This is a genomic window from Saccharospirillum sp., assembly GCF_039982735.1.
GTDB lineage: Bacteria > Pseudomonadota > Gammaproteobacteria > Pseudomonadales > Natronospirillaceae > Saccharospirillum.
Window position 1 is genome coordinate 60,124 of sequence record NZ_JBDWXV010000018.1, and the last position, 20,270, is coordinate 80,393.

The 20,270-nt window shown below is 55.6% G+C and carries 16 protein-coding genes; 9 read left to right on the top strand and 7 right to left on the bottom strand.

Going from position 1 to position 20,270, the window contains the following annotated elements:
- Positions 1-174: 174 nt before the first annotated feature.
- Both ABJT94_RS15990 and ABJT94_RS15995 read left to right on the top strand, forming a co-directional pair.
- On the top strand, positions 175-1,464 hold the full coding sequence (locus ABJT94_RS15990) for an ABC transporter permease (protein WP_348476442.1): 1,290 nt from the start codon (positions 175-177) through the stop codon (positions 1,462-1,464).
- Between the two features lie 13 nt (positions 1,465-1,477).
- A complete protein-coding gene (locus ABJT94_RS15995; protein ID WP_348476443.1) occupies positions 1,478-2,329 on the top strand; it encodes an ABC transporter permease in 852 nt (283 codons plus the stop codon).
- A gap of 274 nt (positions 2,330-2,603) precedes the next feature.
- Here the strand turns inward: ABJT94_RS15995 and ABJT94_RS16000 are convergent, their stop codons facing one another.
- The 6 genes from ABJT94_RS16000 to ispE all read right to left on the bottom strand — a co-directional run bounded on the left by ABJT94_RS16000 (position 2,604) and on the right by ispE (position 8,898).
- Positions 2,604-4,154: a methyl-accepting chemotaxis protein gene (locus ABJT94_RS16000; protein ID WP_348476444.1), complete on the bottom strand. Its 1,551-nt coding sequence runs from the start codon at positions 4,152-4,154 to the stop codon at positions 2,604-2,606.
- 279 nt (positions 4,155-4,433) lie between these two features.
- Entirely contained in the window at positions 4,434-5,525 is a 1,092-nt protein-coding gene (gene ychF / locus ABJT94_RS16005) for a redox-regulated ATPase YchF (protein ID WP_348476446.1), read from the bottom strand.
- A 25-nt stretch (positions 5,526-5,550) separates the two neighbouring features.
- The gene (gene pth, locus ABJT94_RS16010; protein WP_127555685.1) at positions 5,551-6,141 is read right to left on the bottom strand and encodes an aminoacyl-tRNA hydrolase; all 591 of its coding nucleotides are present in this window, start codon (positions 6,139-6,141) and stop codon (positions 5,551-5,553) included.
- Between the two features lie 117 nt (positions 6,142-6,258).
- Positions 6,259-6,894 (bottom strand): 50S ribosomal protein L25/general stress protein Ctc, encoded by a 636-nt coding sequence (locus tag ABJT94_RS16015; protein WP_127555684.1) that lies wholly within the window; start codon positions 6,892-6,894, stop codon positions 6,259-6,261.
- A gap of 120 nt (positions 6,895-7,014) precedes the next feature.
- Entirely contained in the window at positions 7,015-7,944 is a 930-nt protein-coding gene (locus ABJT94_RS16020; protein WP_348476447.1) for a ribose-phosphate pyrophosphokinase, read from the bottom strand.
- Positions 7,945-8,034: 90 nt separating this feature from the next.
- Positions 8,035-8,898, bottom strand: coding sequence for a 4-(cytidine 5'-diphospho)-2-C-methyl-D-erythritol kinase (ispE, locus tag ABJT94_RS16025; RefSeq protein WP_348476448.1), 864 nt, complete (start codon positions 8,896-8,898; stop codon positions 8,035-8,037).
- A 419-nt stretch (positions 8,899-9,317) separates the two neighbouring features.
- On the opposite strand from ispE, the gene ABJT94_RS16030 reads away from it, so the two are divergent.
- From ABJT94_RS16030 to ABJT94_RS16045, 4 genes are all read left to right on the top strand, one after another.
- Complete coding sequence (locus tag ABJT94_RS16030; RefSeq protein ID WP_348476571.1) at positions 9,318-10,283, top strand: TAXI family TRAP transporter solute-binding subunit; 966 nt, start codon at positions 9,318-9,320, stop codon at positions 10,281-10,283.
- Positions 10,284-10,369: 86 nt separating this feature from the next.
- Positions 10,370-12,556 (top strand): TRAP transporter fused permease subunit, encoded by a 2,187-nt coding sequence (locus ABJT94_RS16035; protein WP_348476449.1) that lies wholly within the window; start codon positions 10,370-10,372, stop codon positions 12,554-12,556.
- 212 nt (positions 12,557-12,768) lie between these two features.
- Positions 12,769-14,592: an ATP-binding protein gene (locus ABJT94_RS16040; protein ID WP_348476451.1), complete on the top strand. Its 1,824-nt coding sequence runs from the start codon at positions 12,769-12,771 to the stop codon at positions 14,590-14,592.
- Positions 14,589-15,959 (top strand): sigma-54 dependent transcriptional regulator, encoded by a 1,371-nt coding sequence (locus ABJT94_RS16045; RefSeq protein ID WP_348476452.1) that lies wholly within the window; start codon positions 14,589-14,591, stop codon positions 15,957-15,959. Before ABJT94_RS16040 ends, ABJT94_RS16045 begins: the two co-directional genes overlap by 4 nt.
- A 415-nt stretch (positions 15,960-16,374) precedes the next feature.
- Here the strand turns inward: ABJT94_RS16045 and ABJT94_RS16050 are convergent, their stop codons facing one another.
- The gene (locus tag ABJT94_RS16050; protein ID WP_348476453.1) at positions 16,375-18,621 is read right to left on the bottom strand and encodes an adenylate/guanylate cyclase domain-containing protein; all 2,247 of its coding nucleotides are present in this window, start codon (positions 18,619-18,621) and stop codon (positions 16,375-16,377) included.
- 121 nt (positions 18,622-18,742) lie between these two features.
- Between ABJT94_RS16050 and ABJT94_RS16055 the strand changes: the two genes are divergently transcribed.
- The 3 genes from ABJT94_RS16055 to ABJT94_RS16065 are packed head-to-tail and all read left to right on the top strand — an operon-like array spanning position 18,743 to position 20,215.
- The gene (locus ABJT94_RS16055) at positions 18,743-19,114 is read left to right on the top strand and encodes a VanZ family protein (protein WP_348476454.1); all 372 of its coding nucleotides are present in this window, start codon (positions 18,743-18,745) and stop codon (positions 19,112-19,114) included.
- A 9-nt stretch (positions 19,115-19,123) separates the two neighbouring features.
- The gene (locus ABJT94_RS16060) at positions 19,124-19,573 is read left to right on the top strand and encodes a methylglyoxal synthase (RefSeq protein ID WP_348476455.1); all 450 of its coding nucleotides are present in this window, start codon (positions 19,124-19,126) and stop codon (positions 19,571-19,573) included.
- A gap of 39 nt (positions 19,574-19,612) precedes the next feature.
- Complete coding sequence (locus ABJT94_RS16065) at positions 19,613-20,215, top strand: YitT family protein (RefSeq protein ID WP_348476456.1); 603 nt, start codon at positions 19,613-19,615, stop codon at positions 20,213-20,215.
- Positions 20,216-20,270 lie beyond the last annotated feature (55 nt).

A 20,270-nucleotide genomic window follows, 5' to 3' on the forward strand; every position in this document is an offset into this window, starting at 1 on the left:
AACAGGCAAGAGTCATTCTGAACCAGGCTTTTTCGTAGTAGAGGTGTCTTGTTTAACGCCCGTCGTTAAGAAACCTGCTTCAGAGCAACTCGAGCAAGCGATATCTGTACAGCCGTTTTAACAACAACGATAGCGGTGCAGTTAGAATCAGAACCAGGGTGAACAGGAGTGAGTATGACCCAGTCAGACGGTACCCATAGCGGATCCGACGCCGGCCATATGGTCAATGGACAGATGGTGACCGTTGACGGTACGCCGTTGAAAGCCAGCCTTAAACGGGCTGAGCGCAAGCGCACCTTCATCGCTTTTTTGCTGGTCGCGCCGCTTCTGACCTATTTGCTGATCTCCTTCATTTTCCCCATCGGGCAGATGATGTGGCGCAGTGTGGATAACCCTCAGGTTGTTACTACCTTGCCCAAGACTCTGGAAGCACTGGAAGACTGGGACGGAGAAGGCTTGCCAGATGAGCCTGTGTTCGAGGCGCTGGCAGAAGAGCTGGCCATTGCCAGTGCGAACCGGACAGTCGGGCAACTGGCCGTTCGACTGAATTATGAAATCAGTGCGGCACGTGGTGCACTGATGAGAACTTCCCGGTCGGTGGAGGATTTTGAGCCGCCCTACAAAGAGGACTTTCTCGATGCACACCGGCTCTGGAACGATCCGGCGTTTTATCGAATTATTAAGCGGGAAGGCAATCCGCTAACGGCCTCCTATTACATTGCAGCGTTTGATGGCACCTACAACGAAGACGGTGAGGTGGTGCTGCAAGATGAAAACCGCCGTATTTACATCGATTTATTCATTCGAACCTTCGCCATGAGTCTGGGCATTACGCTGATCACTCTGCTGCTGGGTTTCCCAATCTCATTTCTGATGGCCAGTTTGCCGATGCGGCATGCCAACCTGCTGATGATTTTTGTCCTGTTGCCATTCTGGACGTCCTTGCTGGTACGCACCACGTCCTGGATCGTGTTGTTGCAGCAGCAAGGGGTTATCAATGAATTGCTGATTGCTCTGGGCTTCATTGGCGACGATGGCCGTTTGGGCATGATCTACAACATGACCGGCACCATTATCGCGATGACCCACATTTTGCTGCCCTTTATGGTGCTGCCACTTTACAGCGTGATGAAAACCATTCCGCCTTCATACGTTCGCGCTGCGAAGAGCCTGGGTGCCACACCCTGGACGGCGTTCTGGAGAGTCTACGTACCGCAGACGCTGCCGGGTATCGGGGCCGGAGCCGTGCTGGTCTTTATTATTTCCATTGGTTACTACATTACACCCGCACTGGTGGGTGGTCAGTCTGGTCAGATGATCTCCAATCTGATTGCGCATCATATGCAGACGTCTCTGAACTGGGGTCTGGCGGCAGCACTGGGGTCGGTATTGCTGATCAGTGTGTTAATTCTCTATTGGGTCTATAACCGCCTGGTCGGTGCAGATTCCCTGAAGCTGGGTTGAAGGAGCGTTTATCATGGCAGTACCAACGTATGCAGGCCCACTGGAAAGAATCTGGTATTACGCGTTTCGGGTGTTGTGCGGGCTTATTTTCTTTTTCCTGATTGCACCCATACTGATTATGGTGCCCCTGAGTTTTAACGTTGAGCCTTACTTTACCTATACCCGGGAAATGCTGACGTTTAATCCGGACGGTTTTTCACTGCGCTGGTATCAGGATTTGTTCTCGTCGGAGTCCTGGATGACCTCGATCCAAAACTCTCTGATTATCGGCATCGCCTCTACCCTGATTGCGACGTTTCTGGGTACGCTGGCGGCCTTGGGCCTGTCCCGTTCTGAGATGCCTTTTAAAGGCCTGGTCATGGGGTTGCTGATCTCGCCAATGATCGTGCCGCTGATCATTTCCGCCGCGGGTATGTTCTTTTTCTATTCGAGCGTCGGCCTTGCCAATACGCTTCCCGGTGTCATTCTTGCGCACGCAGCACTGGGCACGCCCTTCGTGGTAATCACTGTCACTGCAACCCTGGTAGGGTTTGATCACTCTCTCACTCGCGCCTCTGCGAGCCTGGGTGCCGGGGCAGGGCGTACGTTTTTCAAGATACAGATGCCGCTGATTCTTCCGGGCGTGATTTCGGGGGGCTTGTTTGCCTTTATCACCTCGTTCGATGAAATTGTCATTGTGCTGTTTTTGGCCGGGGTTGAGCAGAGAACCATACCGCGTGAAATGTGGTCGGGCATCCGTGAGCAGATCAGCCCAACCATTCTCGCCGTGGCCTCCATTCTGGTGGCCTTCTCGATACTGCTGCTGACGACGGTGGAGGTGCTAAGGCGCCGCTCTGAGCGGTTGCGGGGTATGTCACCGGGGTGATCCGGTGACTTACTAACTCAAATTTCGGAGTTCGAGTCAGTTCAGTGGCATGAGTCCGCACTGGCCACCTGAGGCGCCCCTTTGGGGGCGGCGTAGATCCATCCGTGGAGCCTGGGCCGCAGCATCCTTGCTGCGGACGACCCCACAGGGGCACCCCAGGTAACCGCTGCTTATCTATTCGGCGAACGATTAATCTATTAAATCAATTTTCCCGGAGTCGCCAGGCCTCACCCCGCGACACACTCTTCATTCTTTCTTTCTTTCCTTCCTACTCTTACTCTTCCGGTGCGTAACCGACTCTAAATCCACCCCAGTGCTTGCCATTCACGTAGATCGGGGATGAAAGGTCGTGCATGACTTCACCGGTATCCCGCTTGTAGGTTTGCAGTAGAAAGCGTTCGGTATTGGAGCCGCAACGGGCGCCGGTGTAGTCATTAAATATTCGCTTGGTGCGGTTGGCCACCAGATCAGTCTCGGGGTTGCCGGTTAAAGGTTTAGAGAACTTGAGATTATGGGTCGGGAAGTAGCCGTTCACATCAACCGCACCGGCGTAGACGATATCGGAGTTGGCCTGAAGAATGGGCTCTTGAATATCCGGTAGAATTTTATCGGTGAAAGTGTCGAAGCCGGTCTTGTACTTGGGTGGCTCAGTGTTCGGTATGCGCTGATAGTTGAAATCGAACAGCGCCTCGCGGGTGATTTCCCCTTGTTCAATGGCCTGCTCGAACCGCTTGCCTATTCGCTCTGCGGTTGTCAGGCACAACGCCTGAATCTTGTGGTTGCGATCGTCCAGCTCAAAGTCGTGCAGCTGTCGAAAAATGTCTTCGGTTTCGTGACTCAGTTGAATGGCCTTGGCTGAGGTTTCTTCCAGGTCCTTGTCGATTCTGGTGATGGATTCGTGCAAGGCCGTGACATCGCTGGAGATGCCTCCCTTAGCTTCATCAAAGAGGGTGAGTGATTCGCTGACCGACTCCATGGCCTGACTGGCTTTGCGGGTGCTCTCGGCAGTGTTGTTGACATCTTCGCTAGCCTGGCTGATCTGGGCTGACATGGCATTGGCGATGTCGCTCAGGGTCGACATGGCAGCAACGGAGCTGACGCTGTCTGCAGACACTCTGGACAGGAGAGTTTCAATCCCTTTGGTGGCTTCGCTTGTTTTGTTGGCCAGGTTGCGGACTTCATCGGCTACAACCGAGAACCCTCGTCCGTATTCACCGGCGCGCGCTGCTTCAATGGCGGCGTTGAGGGCAAGCAGATTGGTCTGGTCGGCCAGTTGATTGATGGTGTGCGTGATGTGGCTGATGGAGTCAGCCTTGTCTTTCAGCGCGGTAAGTACGGCGTTGGTGCTTTCCATTTGGGTCAGCAAGGTGTCGCGTTGGTTGGCGATGTCCACCAGAGCACTATCAATGCGGCTCATGTCTTGGGTGGCGATGGATACATGCTCATGTGACTGGCTGACATTGGATGACAATTGCGCACCCGATGTTTCGAGCACTTCAATGCGATCGGCGACCTGCTGGGCGTGCTTAACTTGCATTGCCAGTGCGCGGGCCAGTTTATCGAGAAAATTGGAGAGTGTTGCGCCACCGATGGCTATACGCTGAGCGGCACCGGCAATGTGCGTCAGAGATTCCGAATCGGCTGATATCGGTTGCTCAGAGTGATTGGTCTGATCTCGCCGGGCACGCAGTCGGCGATGAACCTCGTGACTGGCTACCACCAGCAATGCCAGCGCTATAGTAGCTTGCCAGGCTGGCATTGGAATGAGAAGCAGTAACCAGGCAGACAGGCCCAGAATAATTCCGGAAAGCAGTGAGAGCAGCATCGATAGTGGTCTTCTATTGAGACGTTACTCTTAAATTAGCATTCCAACAGAAAATGTCTATTCCACTAAGGTGGGGGGCGGTGACCCGGAACAGTCCACTTTTAGCGGGACGATTAACCGCTTGTTGAAAAAGGCCTCCTGTCTTTTTCAAACCATGAGAAGCAAACAGTGTGATTTTTGCTTCTCTCACAAAATCAATGGCTTAGCTGTCTTCAATTGTGCCGGAACATCCGTGTTCCAGAGCAGTCTGTCGGCTTTCTGTCGCAATTCAACAGCCTGCTAGACGTTGAAGCGAAAATGCATCACATCGCCGTCTTTTACGATGTATTCCTTACCTTCAAGTCGCCATTTACCCGCTTCCTTTGCTCCAGCTTCACCGTTGTAGGCGACAAAGTCATCGTAGGAGATGGTTTCTGAACGGATGAAGCCTTTCTCGAAGTCAGTATGAATCACGCCGGCAGCCTGAGGTGCCGTTGCCCCCACCTTGACGGTCCAGGCGCGAACCTCTTTGACACCGGCCGTAAAGTAAGTTTGCAGGCCAAGCAGAGAATAAGCCGCCCGGATAACCCGGTTCAGGCCGGGCTCTTCCATGCCCAGGTCGGCCAGGAACTCGGTTTTTTCATCGTCTTCAAGCTCTGCAATCTCGGATTCGAGCTTGTTGCAGATGGCCACGACCTCAGCGTTTTCGGTGGAGGCTATTTCACGGACCCGGTCAAGCATGGGGTTGTTGTCGAAGCCATCCTCATCAACGTTGGCGATGTAGAGCGTAGGCTTGGTGGTCAGAAAGAAAAAAGGCTTCAGATCCGCTTTTTCGTCGTCGGTCAGCGTTACGCTGCGAATCGGGCGCGCTTCGTTCAGGGCCGGGCGAATCTTCTCCAGAACGGCGACCTGACGAATGGCGTCTTTGTCTTGTCCCTTGGCTTTCTTCTGCAGTTTCAGCAGTTGTTTTTCGAGCATATCGAGGTCAGCCAGGGCCAGCTCGGTATTGATGATTTCGATATCCGATGCCGGGTCGATCTTGTTGGCAACATGGATGACGTTGTCGTTCTCGAAGCAACGCACAACGTGGGCAATGGCATCGGTTTCGCGAATGTTGGCCAGAAACTGGTTGCCGAGCCCTTCTCCTTTGGACGCACCGGCGACCAGGCCGGCAATATCCACGAATTCCATGGTAGTAGGGATGGTGCGCTCGGGCTTGACGATCTCGACCAGCTTGTCCTGACGCGGATCCGGTACCGGCACCACACCGGTGTTGGGCTCGATGGTGCAGAACGGGAAGTTTTCCGCATCGATACCGGCCTGGGTCAGGGCGTTGAAAAGGGTGGATTTACCGACATTGGGTAGTCCGACGATGCCACATTTAATGCCCATGCTGGGGGTCTCCTGAAGGCAGAGGTCAGTCTGCTTTGAATTGGTGTAATTGGTTCATGGCTTTTTGCCAGTGTCCGGCAACGCACAGGGGGGTTTGCTCGACTGCGGCGTCCAGAGCTCTGGCCAGGCTGATCCGGTCGTCGGGGTGTGCTTTTGACAGCACGTAGCTGACTACCTGGCTCGCCGATCCCGGGTGGCCAATGCCCAGACGCAACCGGTAAAAATCCCGATTGTTCGCCAGGCAGGCAATGATGTCGCGCAAGCCATTGTGACCGCCATGGCCACCGCCTTTCTTAAGGCGAGCCACGCCGGCGGGCAAGTCCAGCTCGTCATGTGCTACCAGAATTCGTTCGGCCGGTATCTTATAAAACTGTGCCAGCGCAGCGACGCTCTGGCCGCTGCGGTTCATAAAGGTCATGGGTTTGAGCAACCAGACGTCGGCGTTGCCAATGCGCACTTTTGCCGTCATTGCCTGGTATTTGCTGTCGAGCTTCCATTGGCCACCAACGGCTTCAGCCAGTGCATCGACGTACTCGAAGCCCGCATTGTGCCGGGTGTGGTCGTATTGGGTTCCGGGGTTACCCAGACCGACAATCATCTCAATAGGGTCATTCATGAGGGTGCCACTGTGCAACCTTGGTAATGAAAGCAGTTTGGAGAATGGGGGCCATTTTCCAAGCTGCCTGAGCAAAAAAAGGGCCCTGAGGCCCTTTTTACGTTCAGATGGCGCTACTTATTCTTCAGCAGCGTCTTCTTCGGCGTCGTCTGCATCGTCAATAATGCCAGCTGGCTTAACAACGGAGACAACCGGTGCGTCGTGGTCTGCACCCTTGTTCAGTTCAACCAGTTCTACACCTTTTGGCAACACCAGGTCGCTCAGGTGCAGCACGGTACCCAGTTCAATCTTGGCCATGTCGACTTCGATGAATTCGGGCAGGTCGCTCACTTTACAGGTGATGTCGACGTCGGTGGCGCTGTGCTGGATCTTGCCGCCTTGCAGTTTCACCGCTTTGCACTGGTCTTCATTAACGAAGTGCAATGGCACTTTCTTGTGGACTACGCTGGACTTGGTGACACGTTCAAAGTCAGCGTGCAGCGGGTGACCCTTGGCAGGGTGGCGCTGAAGGTCCATCAGAATGGCCTGTTCTTCCTTGCCATCGATGTTGATGGTCAGGACGTGAGAAAAGAAAGCTTCGTTGTTCAGTGCCTTGACCAGTTCGCGAGCTTCCAGAGTCAGGCTGGTTGGCTTGCGGTTCTTGGCGCCACCGTAAATGATGGCAGGTACTTTGCCTTCTTTACGCAGGCGGCGGCTCGCACCCTTTCCTGCAAGCTCACGCACTTCGGCGTTTAATGCAAAAGAATCGGACATGGTGTTTCTCCAAATATAGGTACCACAGACCGCGACCAGTCTGGGCGGTACCGTTTTTAAAAGTATCGGGTGACTCCCGATAAGCGAATTTAGCTGGGAAAAGTCGGTAAATGTTCCGAATTAACGGAACATTGCACTGATTGATTCCTCATTGCTAACACGGCGCATGGACTCAGCAAGAATCCCTGCCATAGAAAGCTGGCGGATATTAGCACAGTTTTTTGCAGCATCCGAGAGGGGAATCGTATCGGTGACCACCAATTCGAGGTTTGAGTTGGCAATGCGCTCAACGGCCGGTCCACTGAGTACCGGATGAACCGCATAGGCGACCACTTTGTGGGCACCGTGCTTGACCAGTGCCTCTGCTGCCTGGCAAAGCGTGCCGGCGGTGTCGACCATGTCATCGACAATAACGCAGGTGCGGTCTTTGACATCACCAATGATGTGCATGATTTCTGCCTGGTTGGCCTTGGGCCGGCGCTTGTCGATGATGGCCAGGTCGGCCCCCAGTTGCTTGGCGACGGCTCTTGCCCGAACCACGCCACCGACATCGGGCGAGACCACGATCAGGTCTTCAAAGTCTTGGCGTTGTATGTCGTCGAGCAGAATGGGCGACCCATAGATGTTGTCGACCGGGATGCTGAAAAAGCCCTGTATCTGGTCGGCGTGCAAGTCTACGGTCAGAATTCGGTCGATCCCCACCACCGTCAGCATGTCGGCAACCACCTTGGCTGAAATGGGTACACGCGAACTGCGAGGGCGACGGTCCTGTCGGGCATAACCGAAATAGGGCATGACCGCCGTAATACGGCCTGCAGAAGCGCGGCGCAGTGCATCGGCCAGCAGTATGACTTCCATTAGGTTATCGTTTGTTGGGGCGCAGGTGGGCTGAATAATGAAAACGTCGGCGCCACGGACATTCTCATTGATGTCAATGGCGGTTTCACCATCGCTGAACTGGGTAATGGTGGCGTCCCCCATGGGAATACAGAGACGCTCAACCACCTGGTTGGCGAGTTCGGGGTTGGCGTTCCCCGTGAATACCATCATTTTCGACACTTCGAACCACCCTTGTTGGCGTTTGCTTGAACATACGTCAGGTGGTTCTCGCAACCACCTGCCTGGAAACTGGTGTTGCGATCAGCCCTGTCTGGCCAGGGCCTGGTGCAGAGGCGACTGATTAACCCCCCGTGCGGCAAAAGCGCGATAGCCGGGGTGGTGATCTTGAATGCTGCTCAGAATCTGTTGGGCTGCCATTTCGCTTCGCGTCTTAATGAACATACTGGACCCGCTCCCGCTGAGTCTGACCGTATCGGCCCCGTCGCCGGCTAGGGCGCTGAGCGCTGTAAAGGCAAGATCAATATCAGGATAGAGTGCTCTGACCAGGGGCTCAAAATCGTTGTGTCCGGCCCCGGTCAGTGCGGTGCGTATTGTGCTGACTGGGGTATGACGTGTCAATTGAGGATGGCTGAACAATTCAGCCGTGCTGACGTGAACCCCGGGATGAACCACAACAAACCAGTTCAGCGGCAAGTCGACAGGCGTTAATTGCTCGCCGACGCCCTCAGCCCAGGCAGAATGGCCGCGCACAAAAACCGGGACGTCGGCGCCGAGCGACAAGCCAATGTCTGCCAGCTCGTCAATAGAAAGGTTTAGTGACCAGAGCTTGTTTAGCCCCAGTAACGCAGTCGCGCAGTCGGAGCTGCCGCCACCGAGGCCGCCTCCGGCAGGCAGCTGTTTGTTCAGGTGCAGCCTGGCGCCGGTGCGGTTTCCGGTAAGCGGTTGCAGGGCCCGGGCGGCACGCATTACCAGGTTGTCGGCTGGCGCCAGTTCAGGGTCTGAACAAGACAACTCAATGTCGGGCCGCGCCAGGGGCTCCAGTGTCAGAGTGTCACCAAAATCGAGCAGTTGAAACAGCGTTTGCAGGCGGTGATAGCCGTCTGGCCGGCGTCCGACTATATGCAGCATTAGATTCAGTTTGGCGGGCGCAGGCAGGGTCAGCACCAGTTTAAACTCCTGAGAATGGGGTAAGAGTGGGGTTGCGGACGCCAGTTTACCGCAATGTGGCAGCACTGACTGCCCCGACTTGGGGACTGGCGCAGTGTCGACGCCGGTGAATCCTGCTGGGTCTTCAGAGAATGGGTGGGTTTACACCCAACACTCGCCTGGCGGTGGGTAATAGCTGACCCAGTATAGGCGTCTGTTCGTTCTGAAAGCCCCGGTTTGCCTGCTTTCGGTGCATTGGCCCGCGCTTTGCTACTGTCTTGGTGCGCAGAGCCGGTGGCCGATGTAATGCCGGTCGACTGAACGCTCGAATAAGAACGAAAACGCACTACACTGGTAGCTACCAGATGTTAACCCTAACGTTTATGTGTTAACGACAACGACAACAACAAACTGGAGTTTCAATGATGTCCAAACGTATGTTTGCCCTTGCGGCACTGTCTGCCTCTGTCATGACCGCCGGCGTTGCGATCGCCGAAGACCGGTCAGACTGGCCAACTAACTTTACTGTCGGAACGGCCAGCCAGGGCGGGACCTATTTCGCCTACGGCACAGGCTGGGCTAACTTTGTGGCAGAAAACTTGGGTGTAAGCGGTGGATCGGAAATTACCGGCGGGCCGATGCAGAACATGGCGCTTGTTCATACCGGCGAAGTGGCGTTTGGCCTGACCACCATGGGCCCTGCTCGTGAGTCTATGGAAGGGAACAGTCCACTTGCCCCTGGCCTGATGATGGATAACGTCTGCGCCATGTTCCCCATGTACCAGACTCCGTTTTCCGTAACGGCGCTGTCTGACTCGGGCATTCAAAGCATCAGCGACATTCCTGCCGGTGCCCGCATTGGTTTTGGCCCTGCGGGTTCGACCTCTGACACCTATTTCCCGGCTATGCTGGAGACGCTTGGTGTGGACTTCGAACGCCGCAATGGTGGCTGGAGCGACCTGGGTACTCAGCTGCAGGATGGTTTGCTGGATGTGATCGCGTTTGCCGCCGGTATTCCAATTCCTGCCGTCAGTCAGTTGGAAGTACAAACCGATGTGAACATTATTGAGTTCACCGAAGACGAGATGAACACTGTCATGGCTGCGTTTCCGGTCTCCGAATTCAGTATTCCTGCCAGCACCTACACGACGCTGACCGAGGATGCGAGAGCGGTTTCCATGTGGAATTTTGCGATAGCAGATTGCTCACTGCCAGAAAGCTTTGTGTATGAAGCAACCAAGCTGACCATGGAAAACAATGATGACATGGTGTCTATCCATAACTCAGCCAGAAGCTCAATCCCTGCGAACTACGACAAAAATACCTTTATCCCGTTCCATGCCGGGGCAGCACGCTGGTTCAACGAAAATGGTTACACCATTGACGCCAGCCTGATCAAGTAATCATTCGGCTTTAATAAAAGCCTTTGTTCCAGAAACAGGGTGGCCTTTGGGCCACCCGTTTGCCTGTTTGGGTATGGGTCAGACTTATGACAACTGAAAAAAACACCCCGGAGTCGACAGACGTCGAGTCCATTGACGATGTAGTTGTGGCGGCAGGGGTTGATGACGAACCGATTGAGCCTAATCGCCGGCAGTTTGTCGGCCCGATGCTGTGGCTGATCATGGCATTATCGATACTCTATTCAGCCTTTCACCTCTATACGTTGAACATCGCGCCGTTGGAAACCTGGGCATTCCGGATTCTTCACGTTTGCGGTGCCTCTATTCTTGGTTTTATCCTGTTTTCCGGAGCTCGCTTTGTAGAGAGTGAGAAAGGTGAACAGGGCGCATCATGGACTACCTGGGCGGGGGTTGCCTTGCTGGTGCCAGCCTTTTATGTGCTGGTGCAAACGGCCATCATGCAAAATATTCTGTCTGGCGGCACCTTGCGCTTGCCGGTTGAGATGGAAACCTGGCGATTCGGCTGGCCACTGCTGGCCGTGACGGGCCTGGGCATTGTGCTGAGCTGGTTGCATCGTCGTGACAGAAGCGTGTTCTCTGTGCCAGATCTGGTATTGGTGGTATGCGCCATGTCGGTGGCCAGCTACCTGGTGATTGTCTTCAATACCTCCATTCGTATGAGCACAGGTACGTCGTTCGCACCGGTTGGTATTTCGTTCGCCGCCGTTGCCGGTACGGCGCTGATTTTTGAGCTGACGCGTCGCGTCGCGGGCTATGCGCTGGTGATTATTTCCCTGGTGTTCCTGGGCTATGTTTTCTTTGGTCCTTACCTGCCGGGCTTCCTCGGCTACCCCGGCCTGAGCGTGCAGCGCTTCTTCAGCCAGGTATATACCGATGCTGGTGTCCTGGGGCCAACCACGGCTGTGTCATCGACCTACATTATTCTGTTCATTATATTTGCTGCCTTCCTGCAAGCGTCCAAGGTGGGTGACTACTTTGTGAACTTCGCGTTTGCGATGGCCGGTCGCGCGCGTGGCGGCCCTGCCAAAGTGGCCATTTTTGCCTCCGGTTTGATGGGGATGATCAACGGCACCAGTGCCGGTAACGTGGTGTCCACCGGCTCGCTGACCATTCCGCTGATGAAGAAAGTGGGCTACAACAAGACATCAGCCGGTGCGGTTGAAGCGGCGGCGTCTACCGGTGGCCAGATTATGCCACCGATCATGGGTGCTGGTGCCTTCATCATGGCTGAGATTACCGGTATCCCTTATACGGAAATCGCGATCGCCGCCATTATTCCGGCCATACTGTATTTTGCCTCGGTCTATTTCATGGTCGATTTGGAAGCGGCCAGAACGGGCATGCGCGGCATGCGCGACGATGAACTGCCTTCGCTGCGGCGCATGGTGCGCCAGGTGTATCTGTTTATCCCTATTATCATCCTGATCGGGGCTCTGTTTATGGGCTACTCGGTCATTCGCGCCGGTACCCTGGCGACGGTGTCAGCGGCGGTTGTCAGCTGGATTTCGCCGAACAAGATGGGCATAAAGTCGATTCTGAAGGCGCTTGAAATAGCCGCTTACATGTCGATACAGATCATTGTCGTCTGCGCTTGTGCCGGTATTATTGTCGCGGTTATTTCGCTGACGGGTGTGGGTGCACGCTTCAGTTCTCTGCTGCTGGGCGTGGCAGAAGCCAGCCAGCTGCTGGCCCTGTTCTTCGCCATGTGCATTTCCATTTTGTTGGGAATGGGTATGCCGACTACAGCGGCCTATGCCGTTGCGGCATCGGTGGTTGCGCCAGGCCTGGTGCAGATGGGTATCCCGGCATTGACGGCGCACTTCTTCGTGTTCTACTTCGCGGTAGTGTCTGCCATTACGCCTCCGGTGGCGCTGGCTTCCTATGCGGCGGCGGCGATATCCGGGGCCAAGGCCATGGAGACGTCCGTTGCGTCGTTTAAAATGGGTCTGGCTGCGTTCATTGTGCCCTTTATGTTCTTCTACAACAGTGCCCTGTTGATGGACGCAGAACCTTTGGCCATTATCCGTGCGCTGGTGACCGCGATTGTAGGTGTTTACTTGCTGTCGTCGGGTGTACAGGCCTGGTTCTTGCGGTACGCCGCGCCCTGGTACCTGCGCATTTTGTTGATCATTGCGGCGTTCTTGATGATAGAAGGCGGTATCTATACTGACCTGGCAGGCGTTGCGGCCGGTGCCATCGCTTTCTTTGTGCAGAAGGTGATCAACGGGCGCCTGGTTCAAACCCAGCCCTGATGACGCAATGCCAATGAAGGCGGGCTGATTTAGCCGCGCCGAAGCGGATATCAACCCGCAAGTCGACTCCGGCTTGCGGGTTGTTTTGTTTAGGGCGTCGGTGATTGGGCGGCCGGTTCAACCTGGTCACTGTCGGGCAGTAATTCGGGTAGAATTGGCTGATTGTTAAACGCGTTAGCTGACACCTCCACGAACTGTAATGGGAACCGAGCATGAAATACCGTACCTGGGGTCTGTTGTTGTTTGTGCTGACCTGTCTGGTGTCCTGGGTTCTGGGCTCTTGGGTGGGGTATCGGCAGGTGGAGCGGGAAAGTCTGGATGAATCCTTCCGGTACTCCCAACTGGTCGCCAACGAACTGAACCGCTACCGGCCCATCCCGGAGCTGATGGCGCAGCATCCGGTGATGCTGGACGTGCTGCGCGATCCGGGTAATCCGGATCTGGTGCTGGCGGCCAATGAAGAAATGAAACGCATGGCGACCATTGTCGCCAGCTCCGACGTCTATCTGATGAACACCAACGGGCTGACGATTGCCGCCAATAATTATGAGTTGCCGACCAGTTTTATCGGACGCAACTTTGCGTTTCGCCCCTACTTTTTTGAAGCCATGGAGCGCAATGGCGATGCGCTGTATTACGCCCTCGGTATTACCACCAATGAACGCGGGCTGTACTTTTCGCACACAGTAACCTCAGATCAGGAACCCGATCGGCCACTGGGTGTGATCGCGGTAAAAATTCAGGTCAACGAGCTGGAATCGCAGTGGCGTCGTCCAGAATCCTTTTCGGTGGCCGAGATGGTGGTGCTGGACCTCGATGGCGTCAGCTTTCTGGCCAGCCGCCCGAACTGGCTCTATCGGGCGTTCGAACCCATTTCTGATCAGCGCCTGGCTGATATTCGGGCGCAACGCCGGTATTTCGATGAACCTCTGACGCCCATTCCCAAGGCCGAGCGTGGCCGCCCCTGGGGGGTGGGTGAACAGTCGGTTCGGGTGGCCATCAATACCGGTAACAATCAGCAGGAATACCTCAGTGTCGATACTCCCTTACCGCAACTGGACTGGACACTCAGGGTGCTGATTGGTACCGATCAGGTACTCTGGACGCAGGTGCAGTTTTTAATCGCCGGAACTCTGGTTTACCTTGGCTGCTTTCTGACCTGGCTTTACCTGCGTGAACGGTACCGGCGCGAAGCCGAACTGGCCGAGAGGGGTGTACAGTTGGAGCATCGGGTAGCCGCACGCACTGCGGATCTCGAAGCCTCGAACCAGCAGCTCAAAGCTGAAATCCACGAACGGGAAAGGGCCGAGAAAGAACTTAAGGAAACCCAGCAGGAGCTGATTCAGGCCGCCAAGCTGGCGGTGCTGGGCCAGATGTCAGCCGGGCTCAATCACGAAATGAACCAGCCGTTAACCGCCATCCAGGCCTATGCGCGCAACAGCCAGCGTTTTCTTGAACGTGGTGATTCGCAAACGGTACAGTCCAACCTGGGTGAAATTGTTGGGTTGTGTGACAAAATGGCCGAACTGACCCGCCAGTTCAAGGTCTTCGCGCGCAAATCGGAAGGCCCACCTTCCACGGTCGATTTGCGCTTGCCCATCGACGCTGCGCTAAAAATCATTCAGGCTCAGGACCACAGTGACAGTGTTCAGATCGACTGGCAACGGCCAGACTTTCCGGCTTTTGTGCATGGCGACCTGATTCGTATCGAGCAGGTGCTGGTGAATCTTGTGGCCAATGCGTTACATGCTGTCGAGTCGAGCGAGTCACCGACGGTAACGGTGCAACTGGTTACAAAACCAATGCACTGGGTGTGCCGGGTGCTGGATAACGGTCCGGGTTTGCCAGCCAATACCGAACAGTTATTCGAACCTTTTTTTACCACCAAATCCCTGAAGCAGGGGTTGGGTTTGGGGTTGTCCATATCGCGGCAAATTGTTGATGCGCTCGGCGGGCAATTGACCGGACGCAACCGGACCGATGCCCGGGGGGCTGAGTTTATTGTAGAGCTGAATCGAAGAGAGACGTCGGAATGACTGCCATTGATGTAATGTTTATTGACGATGAATCGACGCTACGGCAGGTCATGTTACAGACGCTGGCGCTGGAAGACTTAACGGCACGGGGCTATGCGGACGGTGCCTCGGCCCTGGCCGAGCTCAAACCGGATTTTCAGGGCGTGGTGCTGTGCGACTATCACATGCCCGGGCTCGATGGACTGGGCGTGCTGAACCGGGTACGGGCCATTGATGAATCCATTCCGGTCATCATGCTAACGGGTCAGGGCGACATCAGCACGGCGGTTACGGCGATGCAGCAGGGTGCCTATGATTTCATCGAAAAACCGTTCAATCACGATGAATTGATTGAGTTGCTCAAACGTGCGATCGAAAAGCGGCAACTGGCGCTCGAAAACCGCATGCTGAAGGCGCAGCTGCGGCAATTTGTACGCCCGGGCCCGCGCTTGCTGGGCGGTGAGTCGGCGAGCATGAAACGGGTGATGTCGATGCTCGATAGTCTGGCCGAAACCTCGGCCGATATGTTGTTGCATGGCGAGACAGGCTCCGGCAAGGATGCTATCGCCCGCTACATTCATGAGACCAGCCCGCGCAGCCAGCACAACTTTGTTGCTATCAATTGCGGTGCCGTGCCCGAAAACCTGATTGAAAGTGAACTCTTTGGCCATGAAGCAGGCGCTTTCACCGGCGCTGACAAAAAACGCATCGGCAAATTCGAACATGCCCACAAAGGCACCATTTTTCTGGATGAGCTGGAAAGCATGCCGTTGCCGCTGCAGGTAAAACTGCTGCGGGTTCTGGAAGAGCGCAAGGTGGAGCGACTGGGCAGCAACACCAGCATCGATGTCGATGTACGCATCATCGCGGCGACCAAAACCGATTTGAAAAAGCTGAGCGAACAGGGTGATTTTCGGGAAGATCTCTATTACCGGCTGAACGTTATACAAATCGATATTCCCCCACTGCGCGAACGCAAGGAAGACATTCCCATGCTGTTCCATCACTTCGCGCTGATCGCAGCCGCCCGCTATGACCGGGAAAGCATTCCGCTCAATACCCAGCAAGTTGGTCAGCTGTTACGTCACAGCTGGCCCGGCAATGTCCGTGAATTGCGCAACCGGGCCGAACGCTATGTGCTGATGGGCCCGAGCGCCCTGGAAGATTCCGAGAGCTCCTATTCAACCGAGGTGGCGGGCCGACAAACACTGGCCGAGCTGGTTGATGCCTTCGAGCGTTCAGTGCTCGAGAATGCGTTGCAGGCATGCCAGGGCAGTATAAAAGACACCATGGTCCACTTGGGGCTGGCGCGCAAAACACTTTATGACAAGATGAAAAAGCACGGCCTCGACAAGGCCCGGTTCAAGGACGATGGTGGCACTGACTAGGTTTCGTTGCCAGCCTTTGTCCTTCCCTCGAGTCGAGTTCAGAGTGGGGTCTAAGGGTGTAGCCATGAACCCGCACAGGGTGGCAGGGTTGCTCTTGCGAGGGCGCCGTGAATACGTCCATGTAGGCTTAACTTCGGCATCCATGCCTCAGATACCCCCGCAAGAACAACCCTACCACCCTGCGCTAGTCTAGGATGAGCTTAAAAACCTTGGTTACTTAAGTTTCGGAAATGGCTCAATAGACTAGCGCCAGCTGCCTGGGGTGCTCCTGTGGGGAAGTCCGCAGCAAGGATGCTGCGGCCTAGGCCCGAGACGTCGGACCGCCATGGACAGATTTACGCCGACCCCACAGGAGTACCCCAGGTAGCTGGCGCGGGCCAAAACCACTCAGCACCCCCGAACTCCGAAGCCTGAGTTACTTGCTGGTGTGGGTGTAGGTTCCGTCCCAGTCTGGCGGCACGCCTTCGGCTTCCAGGTCGGTTAGCCGATTCAGGTAGACCTGATACAACGCAGGGCTCTGGCTCTGGTTTATCAGTTCGTTTAGTTTCTTGCGGGTGAGCGCCCAGTTCCGGTTCAGGTAGGTTTGGTAGGTGTCTGCCCAGAGGGTCAGTTCCTGGTGCCACTCATCTGAGAGCACTTCACGTGGCGCGATTGGCTCATAGACGGATACCGGCTCCAACTTGCCCTTGACCCGAATGCGGTCGATGGGGCGGAAAGCCCAGCCGTCAATGGCGGCGTAAGTTTCCGGGCCGACCAGGATTTTTACGCCGTAGAATTTGGTCAGCCCTTCAAGGCGCGCCCCCAGGTTGACCGCGTCGCCGAGCACAGTATAGGCACGGCGGAAATGGGAGCCCATGTCACCGACGTTCATGGGGCCGGTGTTCAGGCCGATGCCGACGTCGATGGTGGGGTAGCCCAAACGGTTCAGTTCGGGGTTCAGTGTTTTCAGAGTATTAATCATATCAACCGCGGCTTCGAGTGCATGGCGAGCGTGGTCGGGGTCTTTCAGTGGGGCGCCCCAGAACGCCATCACCATGTCCCCGACGTATTTGTCGATGGTGCCCTGGTGGTTGAAGATCGATTCGGTAATGGGGGTGAAGTACCGGTTCAGCAGATCCTTCAGTTCGGTTGCATCCAGCGATTCCGAGATGGTAGTGAAAGATCGAATATCGGAAAACAGCACTGTCATGTCCCGTGTTTCACCGGCAAAGCCGAACTCGTTTGGGTGGGCGAGCATGTGGTCGATATGGGCCTGCGGTACATACTGGCCAAACACCGAACTGATGTGCTGTTTGGTCCGCCGCTCGCCCAGAAAACCCTGAAGTAAATGTAGGGCACTGAGGCCGATGGTCAGCAGTAGGCTGCTGGCCAGTGGCAGCGCCACTTTTTGCTGTTGCCAGAAATAAAAGTTCAGCCCGACCAGTAAGGCCAGCAGGATCAGCGTGGCCGATACCAGGCCAAGGGGCCCGATACGGCTGGAAATGACTGAATAGATGACACCCAGAGTCAGCAGGATCAGCGCTGTCAGGGTGTGGGCGATATCCGGTGTGTAGGGGAAGTCTCCGGCGAGTAGGGCGTTGAGCAGGGTTGCGTGAATTTCGACACCGGGGAACTGCGTGCCCACCGGTGTTGTGCGCAAGTCAGCAAGTCCAACCGAGGATGTCCCGATCAGAACCAGGGCATTGTCCAGAACACCCGGTTCAGTGCGCTGGTTGAGTACATCGGTTGCCGACAGGTAAGGGAACTGACCCTGCGCGCCGAGGTAGGGAATCAGCACCCGGCCGGCTACATCGGTGCGAATGCGCTGGTCGGCAAATTGCAGCCAGTTGATGACGTCGAGCTGGTCGTTATATCGGGCAACCGACAGGTCGATACCTTCGATAAAGTAGTATGCCAGACCCATAGCCAGCGAGAGTGACGGGTAAAGCGCGCTTTCATACTGGGTGATCAGCGGTGCGCTGCGCAGCACACCATCGCCGTCGATGGCAGGAACGATAAAGCCAGCCCCTACCGCAGCATCCTGTAACACGGGCAGTGCGCCCGTATAACCCTGGGCTTGCACCGCCAGCAGCCGCTCGGCCTGTTCCGGGCTGAGCGAGTAGACCGGCGCGGGTAGTTGGCCGGTGCGGGTTGCCGCCTGCTCATGAAACAGAAACGGCATGACGACATCGACACTGGCAAAGGTGTCTGCCAGTTGCTGGTCGTATTCCGTCAGTTCGACAAAAGGTGCCAATGCCTTTGCTATGGCCTCATCGCCTTCCTGGCGGGCTTGCAGCTGCAACCGCCGGGTCGGGTTTTCCTGAGGTTCGGACATCAGGATGTCGTAGGCGATCACGACTGCGCCGGCGTCCGTCAGGTTGCGGGTCAGGGTGGCCAGTTTGTCTCTGGACCAGGGCCAGCGGCCTTCGGCGAAGAGGCTGGCTTCATCGATGTCGACGATGACAATATTGGCGTCGCTGCGGGCAAAGTGCTCATGGCTGTTGAGCAGGTTGAAGCGCCAGTCGTACAAGAGGTAATCGAGCCGTTTGATCAGCGACGTTTGGTCGTATCGGCCTTGCAGTAACTGATATCCGGCCAGTGACAGCGTTATCAGGATGCCCAGCAGCAGCGCGCCCCAGCGTAACCCCCGGGGAGTAATAGTCGGTGATGTTGGCCATGCCATAACGCGGTACTACCTTGAGTGGCTTGTCGTGGTTAGTCATCAGGATATGGTAAAGTGTCGCTGGTGTCCCGCGTACTGGCCAGTAACGGCGGTAAACGATATTGCCCGGGAGGGTTCTTTTTTGACGATCAACTGGCGCCGTTTAGTGTCGCCCACCGTGATCCGGACCTTGTTCTGGGTTTTGTTCCTGACCATCATTGTCTTGTCGCTCGCGCCACTGGGGCACCCCGAGTTCTCCCCCAACGACAAGCTGAACCATCTGCTTGGCTGGGGTGCGCTGGGCATGTTGGCCTGCCTTGGCTGGTCAGCCCGCTGGCGGCTGATACTGGCGCTCTGGTGCGCCAGCTTTGCGCTAGAGGGCGCCCAGGGGCTAACCGGCTATCGGATGTTCAGCGTTGCCGATGCGATCGCCAATGGCGCGGGGTTGCTGATCGGTCTGGCGCTTGTCTCTTTGTGGGACCGACTGACGCTTCGCATTAACCCGACTCACTGAGGAATCACAATGGCCAAACCCAATCGAAACGTAGCCCTGGTGGCGCACGATAACAAAAAGAAAGAACTCGTTGCCTGGGCGCAGGAGAACCAGGCTCTGTTCGAGTCACTGGGTATATTTGCCACGGGCACAACGGGCAAACTGATCGAGCAGGGGTTGAACCGGCCAGTGCAGAAATTGCTCAGTGGCCCTCTGGGTGGCGACCAGCAAATTGGTGCCAAGATTGCCGAAGGGGATATCGACCTGCTGATCTTTTTCTGGGATCCACTCGAACCACAACCGCATGACCCGGACATCAAAGCCCTGCTGCGCATCGCTGCGCTTTACAATATTCCGGTTGCCTGTAACCGTGCGAGTGCTGACTTCATGATTCAGTCACCGCTGTTGCACAGCGACTACACACCGGCGAAGCCTGATTTTTCCATTTATACCCAACGCATTACACCGGCTGATCTATAACAGTTTGCCTTGCGTCTATGATTGATCCGGAGATCTTTGTTGAAACAAAAAAGCACGCACTCCTTGCTGGAAGATTTGTTCGCGCTGACCGTCGGTGCAGCCTTCGTATCGTTTGGGTTGTTGATGTTTCAGTACCATGGCTTGCTCACCGGCGGAACGGCGGGGCTGGCCCTGGTGCTTGCCAAAGTGACCGGGGTTGAGTTTGGTCTGTTGTTTTTTGCCATTAACTTGCCCTTCTATTGGCTGGCCATTCGGGGGTTGGGGTGGCGATTCGCGATTAATACGTTTATTTCAGTGGCCTGCGTCTCGGTGATGGTAGAAGGCTTGCCGTATGTCATCGACCTGCAAAGCCTGAACCCGGTGTTTGCCGCTCTGATGGGTGGCTTTTTGATCGGTACCGGCATGCTGATTCTGTTTCGTCATGTTGCCAGCCTCGGGGGTGTAGGTATTCTGGCGTACTACTTACAGCAACGGTTTGGCATCAATGCCGGCAGAGTGCAGATGACCGTTGATGTGTGCATTGTGGGCATCGGGTTTTTCCTGGTGTCACTGCCGATGCTAGCGCTGTCTGTGGTTGGGGCTCTGGCGTTGAATATGGTGATTGCATTGAATCACAAGCCGGGTCGTTATCAGATTACCTGACACCCGTTTTCATTTATCGTGTGGGTTGTCTTGCGGGTAACTTACAATGAACAGG

What these genes read in the sequence shown, in the direction of transcription:
- ychF (WP_348476446.1), bottom strand. Translation starts at nt 5,525, where the DNA reads ATGGGCATTAAATGTGGCATCGTCGGACTACCCAATGTCGGTAAATCC.
- ABJT94_RS16015 (WP_127555684.1), bottom strand. Translation starts at nt 6,894, where the DNA reads ATGTCCGATTCTTTTGCATTAAACGCCGAAGTGCGTGAGCTTGCAGGA.
- ABJT94_RS15995 (WP_348476443.1), top strand. Translation starts at nt 1,478, where the DNA reads ATGGCAGTACCAACGTATGCAGGCCCACTGGAAAGAATCTGGTATTAC.
- ABJT94_RS16045 (WP_348476452.1), top strand. Translation starts at nt 14,589, where the DNA reads ATGACTGCCATTGATGTAATGTTTATTGACGATGAATCGACGCTACGG.
- ABJT94_RS16050 (WP_348476453.1), bottom strand. Translation starts at nt 18,621, where the DNA reads ATGGCATGGCCAACATCACCGACTATTACTCCCCGGGGGTTACGCTGG.
- ABJT94_RS16060 (WP_348476455.1), top strand. Translation starts at nt 19,124, where the DNA reads ATGGCCAAACCCAATCGAAACGTAGCCCTGGTGGCGCACGATAACAAA.
- ABJT94_RS16000 (WP_348476444.1), bottom strand. Translation starts at nt 4,154, where the DNA reads ATGCTGCTCTCACTGCTTTCCGGAATTATTCTGGGCCTGTCTGCCTGG.
- ABJT94_RS16030 (WP_348476571.1), top strand. Translation starts at nt 9,318, where the DNA reads ATGTTTGCCCTTGCGGCACTGTCTGCCTCTGTCATGACCGCCGGCGTT.
- ABJT94_RS16040 (WP_348476451.1), top strand. Translation starts at nt 12,769, where the DNA reads ATGAAATACCGTACCTGGGGTCTGTTGTTGTTTGTGCTGACCTGTCTG.
- pth (WP_127555685.1), bottom strand. Translation starts at nt 6,141, where the DNA reads ATGAATGACCCTATTGAGATGATTGTCGGTCTGGGTAACCCCGGAACC.
- ABJT94_RS15990 (WP_348476442.1), top strand. Translation starts at nt 175, where the DNA reads ATGACCCAGTCAGACGGTACCCATAGCGGATCCGACGCCGGCCATATG.
- ABJT94_RS16020 (WP_348476447.1), bottom strand. Translation starts at nt 7,944, where the DNA reads ATGATGGTATTCACGGGGAACGCCAACCCCGAACTCGCCAACCAGGTG.
- ABJT94_RS16035 (WP_348476449.1), top strand. Translation starts at nt 10,370, where the DNA reads ATGACAACTGAAAAAAACACCCCGGAGTCGACAGACGTCGAGTCCATT.